The 7,521-nt window shown below is 55.5% G+C and carries 7 protein-coding genes and 2 pseudogenes; 8 read left to right on the forward strand and 1 reads right to left on the reverse strand.

All coding sequences use genetic code 11. From position 1 onward, the window contains the following. From ACSZPU_RS21245 to rraA, 7 genes are all read left to right on the forward strand, one after another. Positions 1-186 (forward strand): hypothetical protein (locus ACSZPU_RS21245; protein ID WP_499002899.1); only part of this gene is annotated, 186 nt, incomplete at its 5' end. A gap of 57 nt (positions 187-243) precedes the next feature. Next, a complete protein-coding gene (gene cytR, locus ACSZPU_RS21250) occupies positions 244-1,269 on the forward strand; it encodes a DNA-binding transcriptional regulator CytR (protein ID WP_499002888.1) in 1,026 nt (341 codons plus the stop codon). Between the two features lie 95 nt (positions 1,270-1,364). Beyond that, on the forward strand, positions 1,365-2,369 hold the full coding sequence (gene ftsN / locus ACSZPU_RS21255; protein WP_499002891.1) for a cell division protein FtsN: 1,005 nt from the start codon (positions 1,365-1,367) through the stop codon (positions 2,367-2,369). Positions 2,370-2,459: 90 nt separating this feature from the next. Further along, positions 2,460-2,990, forward strand: a complete 531-nt coding sequence (gene hslV / locus ACSZPU_RS21260) for an ATP-dependent protease subunit HslV (RefSeq protein ID WP_499002893.1) — start codon at positions 2,460-2,462, stop codon at positions 2,988-2,990. 9 nt (positions 2,991-2,999) lie between these two features. Continuing rightward, a complete protein-coding gene (gene hslU, locus ACSZPU_RS21265) occupies positions 3,000-4,334 on the forward strand; it encodes an ATP-dependent protease ATPase subunit HslU (RefSeq protein ID WP_499002895.1) in 1,335 nt (444 codons plus the stop codon). Positions 4,335-4,406: 72 nt separating this feature from the next. Continuing rightward, positions 4,407-5,336 carry a 1,4-dihydroxy-2-naphthoate polyprenyltransferase gene (menA, locus tag ACSZPU_RS21270; RefSeq protein WP_499002896.1) on the forward strand — a complete coding sequence of 310 codons (930 nt, stop codon included), beginning with the start codon at positions 4,407-4,409 and terminating at the stop codon, positions 5,334-5,336. Between the two features lie 92 nt (positions 5,337-5,428). Then, entirely contained in the window at positions 5,429-5,914 is a 486-nt protein-coding gene (gene rraA, locus ACSZPU_RS21275) for a ribonuclease E activity regulator RraA (RefSeq protein WP_039077301.1), read from the forward strand. Positions 5,915-5,955: 41 nt separating this feature from the next. Here the strand turns inward: rraA and ACSZPU_RS21280 are convergent. Beyond that, positions 5,956-6,429, reverse strand: a pseudogene (locus ACSZPU_RS21280) (LysR substrate-binding domain-containing protein); the annotation flags it as partial. On the opposite strand from ACSZPU_RS21280, the pseudogene ACSZPU_RS21285 reads away from it, so the two are divergent. Next, a pseudogene (locus tag ACSZPU_RS21285) lies at positions 6,428-7,401 on the forward strand (xanthine permease); the annotation flags it as partial. The pseudogenes ACSZPU_RS21280 and ACSZPU_RS21285 overlap by 2 nt on opposite strands. Between the last annotated feature and the right edge of the window lie 120 nt (positions 7,402-7,521).

Consider the following 7,521-nt stretch of genomic DNA (forward strand, 5'->3'; position numbering starts at 1 on the left):
ACAGCACTACCAGGGGGCGCTGAACAGCAGGCCACGCAAGTGTCTCGGATTCAGGCAACCGTCTGTGGTGTTTGCAGGGCTAAGATTGGCGGCTTAGCGTTGCACTTCGGAGTTGAATCCGCCGCGAGGCACCTCGAAAAATTCAACTTTCATCACATTTTTAATGAAAATTCTGTAACCGATTAGATTAACTATCTGATAAAAATGTGTCTGCGCCTGCGCCGCGCATGCGAGGAGAAGAAGGTGAAGACCAGGAATCAGGTTGCAGCCGCGACCATGAAAGATGTTGCCGTTAAAGCGAAGGTATCCACGGCAACGGTGTCCCGTGCGTTAATGAACCCGGATAAAGTGTCGCAGGCTACCCGCAATCGGGTTGAGCAGGCGGCAATGGAAGTGGGTTACTTGCCGCAGTCGATGGGGCGTAATGTCAAACGTAATGAATCACGGACGATCCTGGTGATCGTGCCGGATATTTGCGATCCGTTTTTTAGCGAAATTATCCGTGGCATCGAAGTGACTGCCGCAGAAAATGGCTATCTGGTATTGATTGGCGATTGTGCCCACCAGAATCAGCAAGAAAAAACCTTTATTGATTTAATCATCACCAAGCAGATAGACGGGATGTTGCTGCTCGGCTCACGTTTGCCTTTTGACGCCAGCATCGAAGAACAACGAAACCTGCCACCGATGGTGATGGCGAATGAATTTGCCCCGGAGCTGGAGCTGCCGACGGTCCATATCGACAACCTAACCGCCGCCTTCAATGCCGTTAACTACCTGCGCGAACAGGGGCACCATTACATTGGCTGCATCGCCGGTCCGGAAGAAATGCCGCTGTGTCATTACCGTCTGCAGGGCTATGTACAGGCGCTGCGCCGTTCTGGCATCACCGTTGACCCGCATTATATTGCCCGTGGCGACTTTACCTATGCCGCCGGGGCAAGTGCGCTGGAACAGCTGCTGTCGCTGCCGAAGCCACCCACCGCTGTCTTCTGCCACAGCGACGTCATGGCGCTGGGCGCATTGTCTTACGCAAAACGTCGCGGCCTGAAAGTACCGAACGATTTGTCTATTATTGGTTTCGATAACATTTCGCTGGCGGAATTCTGCGATCCTCCACTGACCACCGTCGCCCAACCGCGTTTCGATATCGGTCGCGAAGCGATGCTGTTGCTGCTCGAACAGCTACAAGGCCACACGGTGAGTAGCGGATCTCGCTTGCTGGACTGCGAATTGGTCATCCGTGGGTCAACGAAGGCGTTGACTTAACGTAAATGGGTTATCGGAATCCCCCTTCTGGTCAAAAGCCCGTCGCTTAAGTAACATGACGGGCTGATAAACGAAATAAATACAGCGAAACGATAGTGGCACAACGAGATTATGTACGCCGCAGCCAGTCGGCTCCTTCGCGGCAAAAAAAGAGTAGCTCAAGGAAGAAGCAACGTAGCGTATCCGCTGTCTCGCCCGCAATGGTCGCGATTGCCGCCGCAGTGTTAGTAGCTTTTATCGGTGGCCTTTACTTTATTACCCACCACAAGAAAGAAGAATCTGAGACGCTGCAAAGCCAGAAAGTTGCGGGTAATGGCCTGCCGCCTAAACCGGAAGAGCGCTGGCGTTACATCAAAGAGCTGGAGAGTCGCCAGCCTGGTGTGCGTGCGCCTACTGAACCGTCTGCGGGCGGCGAAGTGGAAAAACCGGAACAGCTGACGAACGAGCAGCGCCAGTTGCTGGCGCAAATGCAGGCAGATATGCGCCAGCAGCCAACGCAGCTAAACGAAGTGCCGTGGAACGAACAAACGCAGGAGCAGCGTCAGCAAACGCTGCAACGCCAGCGTCAGGCGCAACAGCAGGTGCAACAACAACAGTGGAGCAACGTGCAGGTTGAGCAACCGGCGCGTACGCAGCCACGCGTGGTAGATCAACCGCGTGTGACGGAACAATCGCGTACGGTGCAAACCGCTCCGGTCCAAGCGCCGAAGCAGACGACCCAGCAAAAACCGGCCGCAACCAATCAGCAGCCGTATCAAGATTTGTTGCAAACACCTGCGCACACCACGGCCTCCGCGCCAAAAACGCAGCAGGCGGCACCTGCGCCGGTCACGCGTGAAGAAGCACCGAAGCAAACAGCTGAGAAAAAAGATGAACGCCGCTGGATGGTACAGTGCGGTTCATTCAAAGGGGCTGACCAGGCCGAGACCGTTCGTGCCCAGCTCGCCTTTGAAGGGTTTGATTCACGCATCACCAGCAATAACGGCTGGAATCGCGTGGTTATCGGCCCGGTGAAAGGCAAAGATAACGCCGATGGCACCATCAGCCGTCTGAAAATGGCCGGTCACACAAACTGCATCCGTCTCGCCGCCGGGGGTTGAAACCCCCAAAATCCCCCCCATCTATACTTGCATTCAGCCCCGTACCTGTACGGGGTTTATGTTCTGTATTCCTAACCAGGGGGTCTGCTCGTGACAACAATAGTAAGCGTACGCCGTAACGGCCAGGTCGTTATCGCCGGTGATGGCCAGGCCACACTGGGCAATACCGTCATGAAAGGCAATGTGAAAAAAGTCCGTCGCTTATACAACGACAAAGTGATCGCAGGCTTTGCCGGCGGCACCGCAGACGCCTTCACGTTGTTTGAACTCTTTGAACGTAAACTGGAAATGCACCAGGGCCATCTGGTGAAAGCGGCGGTTGAACTGGCCAAAGACTGGCGCACCGATCGCATGCTGCGCAAGCTGGAAGCCCTGCTGGCCGTCGCGGATGAAACCGCGTCGCTGATCATCACCGGTAACGGCGACGTCATTCAGCCAGAAAACGACCTGATTGCTATCGGCTCCGGCGGCCCGTACGCCCAGGCAGCAGCCCGCGCTCTGTTGGAAAACACCGACATGAATGCGCGCGATATCGCGGTGAAAGCGTTGGATATTGCAGGTGATATCTGCATCTATACCAACCACAACCACACCATCGAAGAATTGACCACCAAGGCGTAAGGATTTCTCATGTCTGAAATGACCCCACGCGAAATTGTCAGCGAACTGGACAAACACATTATCGGTCAGGACGCGGCGAAGCGTTCCGTGGCGATTGCCCTGCGTAACCGCTGGCGTCGTATGCAGCTTGATGAAGAGCTGCGCCATGAAGTGACCCCGAAAAACATTCTGATGATCGGGCCGACCGGTGTCGGTAAAACCGAAATTGCCCGCCGTCTGGCGAAGCTGGCGAACGCACCGTTTATCAAAGTTGAAGCCACCAAATTCACCGAAGTTGGCTATGTCGGTAAAGAAGTGGATTCCATTATCCGTGATCTGACCGATTCCGCGATCAAGATGGTGCGTGTTCAGGCCATCGAGAAAAACCGCTACCGCGCCGAAGAGATGGCCGAAGAGCGCATTCTCGACGTGCTGATCCCACCGGCGAAAAACAACTGGGGCCAGGCTGAACAGCAGTCTGAACCTTCTGCTGCACGTCAGAACTTCCGCAAAAAACTGCGTGAAGGCCAGCTCGACGACAAAGAGATTGAAATCAATCTGGCGGCGTCACCGATGGGCGTAGAGATCATGGCGCCTCCGGGAATGGAAGAGATGACCAGCCAGCTGCAGTCCATGTTCCAGAATCTGGGCGGACAGAAACAGAAACCGCGTAAGCTGAAAATCAAAGACGCGATGAAGCTGTTGATTGAAGAAGAAGCGGCGAAGCTGGTGAACCCGGAAGAGCTGAAACAGGATGCTATCGACGCGGTTGAGCAGCACGGTATCGTCTTCATCGACGAAATCGACAAAATCTGTAAGCGCGGCGGCAATACCTCCGGTCCGGATGTCTCCCGCGAAGGCGTTCAGCGTGACCTGCTGCCGCTGGTCGAAGGCTGTACGGTGTCCACCAAGCACGGCATGGTGAAAACCGACCACATCCTGTTTATCGCCTCCGGCGCATTCCAGGTGGCCAGTCCGTCCGATCTGATCCCGGAACTGCAGGGTCGTCTGCCGATTCGCGTTGAGCTGAAAGCACTGACCACGCAGGACTTTGAACGCATTCTGACCGAGCCAAACGCCTCGGTTACCGTGCAGTACAAAGCGCTGATGGCGACAGAAGGCGTTAACATTGATTTCACCGAAGATGGTATCAAGCGTATTGCCCAGGCGGCCTGGCAGGTAAACGAAACCACCGAGAACATCGGTGCGCGCCGTCTGCATACCGTGCTGGAGCGTCTGATGGAAGATATCTCTTACGATGCGAGCGACCTGAACGGCGAAAGTATTACTATTGATGCAGACTATGTGAGTAAGCACCTTGATGCTTTAGTGGCAGATGAAGATCTGAGCCGTTTTATCTTATAATCGCAGCCACAACGTTTTCATCATTTTCGATGGGGGCTTTATGCCCCCATTTTTTATTACTGGCTGGTGACTATGACTGACGCACAACCTTTGAGCCGCACCCAGGCCTGGCTGGAAAGCCTGCGCCCAAAAACACTGCCGCTGGCGTTTGCCGCTATCGTGGTAGGGACAACGCTGGCCTGGTGGCAGGGTTTCTTTGATCCGCTGGTTGCTGTGCTGGCATTAAGCACCGCCGGATTGCTGCAAATCCTCTCCAATCTCGCCAATGACTATGGCGATGCGGTGAAAGGCAGCGACAAGCCTGACCGTATTGGGCCGCTGCGCGGTATGCAGAAAGGGGCGATTTCCCTTGAGCAGATGAAGCGTGCGCTCATCATTGTCATCATACTGAGCTGTATCTCCGGCCTGCTGCTGCTTCTGGCCGCCACGCAAACCCTGACCGATTTTATCGGCTTTGTGGTGCTGGGTGCGCTGTCGATCATCGCCGCAATCACCTACACCATCGGCAAACGCCCTTACGGCTACATCGGCCTTGGCGACGTTTCCGTGCTGATTTTCTTTGGCTGGCTGAGCGTGATGGGAAGCTGGTATCTGCAAACGCATATGCTGATCCCCGCCATCGTTTTACCGGCCACGGCGTGCGGTCTGCTGGCGACCGCGGTGCTGAACATCAACAACCTGCGTGATATCGACAGCGATCGCGCCAATGGCAAAATCACTCTCGTGGTGCGCTTAGGTCCGGTGAACGCGCGTCGCTACCATGCGTGTTTGTTGGCTGGCGCTCTGCTTTGCCTGGCGCTGTTTAACCTGCTGTCGCTGCACAGCGCATGGGGCTGGCTGTTCATTCTCGCCGCGCCGCTGCTGTTCAAACAGGCGCGTTTCGTGATGCGTGAGCTGGACCCAAAAGCCATACCGCCGATGCTCGAGCGTACGGTAAAAGGCGCGCTACTGACTAACTTGTTGTTTGTTATTGGGATTGTGCTGAGTCAGACGCATTTTTAACTGACAAAGGTCAATTAACAATTGATGATTTTGCCAACAATGCGTGATGCGCGATATACTGACAACTCTCGCAGCAACTGAACGTTAAGCCTATGAAATACGATACGTCTGAGCTCTGTGACATCTACCAGGAAGATGTCAACGTCGTGGAACCGCTGTTCTCCAATTTTGGTGGACGGTCGTCGTTCGGCGGTCAAATCATCACGGTGAAATGTTTCGAGGACAACGGGTTGCTGTACGATCTGCTCGAAGAAAATGGCCGTGGTCGTGTACTGCTGGTCGATGGTGGTGGCTCCGTGCGTCGTGCGTTAATCGATGCGGACCTGGCACGCATCGCTCTGCAAAACGAGTGGGAAGGCATTGTGGTCTATGGCGCGGTGCGTCAGGTAGATGACCTGGAAGAGCTGGACATTGGCATTCAGGCCATTGCCGCGATTCCGGTGGGTGCGGCGGGGGAAGGCATCGGCGAAAGCGACATTCGTGTCAATTTTGGCGGCGTGACCTTCTTCTCCGGCGACCATCTCTATGCCGATAACACCGGTATTATCCTTTCCGAAGATCCGCTGGATATCGAGTAGTTCACGCTTTATTACGCATAACGGGCCGGGAAACTGGCCCGTTATTCATTGTGCAGCAAATCCTGATAAATCCCCGCCAGTACGCCGCCCGGCGCAAACTGTTTCTTAACCCACTGTGTCGCCTGCCCGGTTGCGGCATGTTGCGTCGCTAATAACATCGGCGAATCCTGGCGCGGATTATGAATTTTTCGTGTCACCAGCAGCTCTTCTTCTACCGCATTACGCACCAGATAATCCGGCAAAAAGCCGATGCCCTCCCCCAGAATCTGACACTGACATTTGGTATTGAAATCCGGCACCAGAATCGCCTCCTGCCCGTGCAACAGCCAGCCGACTTTTTTGTTAATCGTATGTGCGGTGTCTTCAACCATGATGTTCGGGTAGAGACGCAGCTGGCTTTCCGAAATAGGCTCCGGCATAAACGCCAGCGGGTGATCGGGAGCAATAGCAAACACCCAGCGCACCGCGCCAATTTCCGTGTAATCAATCCCTCCGCCGTCCAGCAGCGTGTCCGGCAAAAAACCGATTTTCGCCCGCATCCCGAGAGGTTTATTGCTGATGGTTGCCGGTACGGCCCTGGCGTGGATTTCCGGTCTGCAAAGCCCGGAAGCCATTAAAGCCTCGATGTCGTCCTTTGGCTTTAACCCGCCGGAAATTCATGTAAACAGCTTTATGCAGGGCCTGCCGCACGCGCTGCCTTACCTCGCCTCCGCGGTCCCGCTGGGCCTGGCGAACTACATCTTCGACCTAGAAAACATTGAAAGCGCCCACGCCGCGGGCGACGAGTACAACACCCGCAAAGTGATGCTGGCCAACGGCCTCTCCTCGATGCTGGGCTGCCTGCTCGGCAACCCGTTCCCGGTGACCGTGTATGTGGGTCACGCGGGCTGGAAAGCAATGGGGGCGAGCATCGGCTACACGCTGGCATCCGGCGTCACCATGTTCCTCGTGCCGCTGTTCGGCCTGGGCTCCTTTATGCTCGCCATCATTCCGATGACCGCCATCGTGCCGATTCTGGTGTTTATTGGCGTGGTCACCGCCAATCAGGTGGTGAGGGAAACACCCAAAATCGAGGTGCCCGTCATCTTCATCTGTCTGTTCCCGTGGATCGCCAACTGGGCGCTCACCATGGTCAACAGCGTGATGGGCGCGGCGGGGACCTCAGCGGCAAAACTGGGCACCGACCTGCTGCACAGCAAAGGCGTCTACTACCAGGGGCTGGTGCATCTGGGTAACGGCGCGCCGCTCGCCAGTATGATTTGGGGCTGTATCGCCATCTTCGCCATCATCAACAAACCGCTGCGTGGATCCATTGCGGCGGCAACCGGTGCGCTGCTGGCCGTGTTCGGCGTGATTCACGCCCCGGTGGTTGGGTTCGCACAGGGTTTGTCGCCGCTTATCTGATGATGTCCGGCATGTTCGTGGTGAAACACGTGCTGGATAGCCGTGAAGCCACGCAGGCCGCTGCGCCTGTTTCTGAATCCTGATAATGCCTGATGCCTTCACCCCGGTCCTCTCCCACAGGGAGAGGGTTAGATAGTGTCGTCACGAGGATAAAAATCATTGATAATAGGGCCTTCTAATCAGAAGGCCCTATTATCATGACT

Source organism: Phytobacter sp. V69 (assembly GCF_965644215.1).
Lineage (GTDB): Bacteria > Pseudomonadota > Gammaproteobacteria > Enterobacterales > Enterobacteriaceae > Phytobacter.